Source organism: Shewanella sp. SG44-6, from assembly GCF_014164185.1.
Taxonomy (GTDB): Bacteria; Pseudomonadota; Gammaproteobacteria; order Enterobacterales; family Shewanellaceae; genus Shewanella; species Shewanella vesiculosa.
This window is the reverse complement of sequence record NZ_JACJER010000320.1, coordinates 1-518: the sequence shown is the minus strand read 5'-3', so window position 1 is coordinate 518 and position 518 is coordinate 1. Positions and strand designations below refer to the sequence as shown.

General features: G+C 43.6%; 1 pseudogene. It reads right to left on the bottom strand.

What is annotated here, in order from left to right:
• Positions 1 to 518, bottom strand: a pseudogene (locus H5185_RS22420) (dehydrogenase); the annotation flags it as partial.

Here is a 518-nt window from a genome sequence, read left to right as displayed (position 1 = left end):
AGCTTCGCCTTACAGGTCAGCGTACCCACAGGGCTGGTAATGCGGATTTCATCACCGTCTTTGAGGCCAAATTTCTTGCCGTCTATCGGGTTGAATTTAGCCACATCTTCATTCGCCACATCACCAGGGTCGACATCTTTAAACTCGTAGTACCAAGGACTATTTGCAGTTCGACCTTCTTTGTTTAGACGTGACTTTTGATCCACGAGTAACAGCGGAAACTCGGCTTCATCACCAAATCGATAGGGTTCTTCATAATGGGGAATAAATACCAATTGACCACGAGCTTGGTAGTCACAAGCTTTCATTACCTCATCTATGCTGACTTTGTGTTTATCAGCATGTTCTTGCAACGCTTTTTCCAAGGTCTTACTGTAAAACTCAAATTTAGTGGTTTCAGTTTTGAACTTACCCCAGCGAGACTCAAGCTTATAAGGAGAGCTATTCCACACCCCTTTTTGCACGAACTCATCCCATGAATTGAGCTTATCACCGTATTTAGACGCATCTTCTTTCCA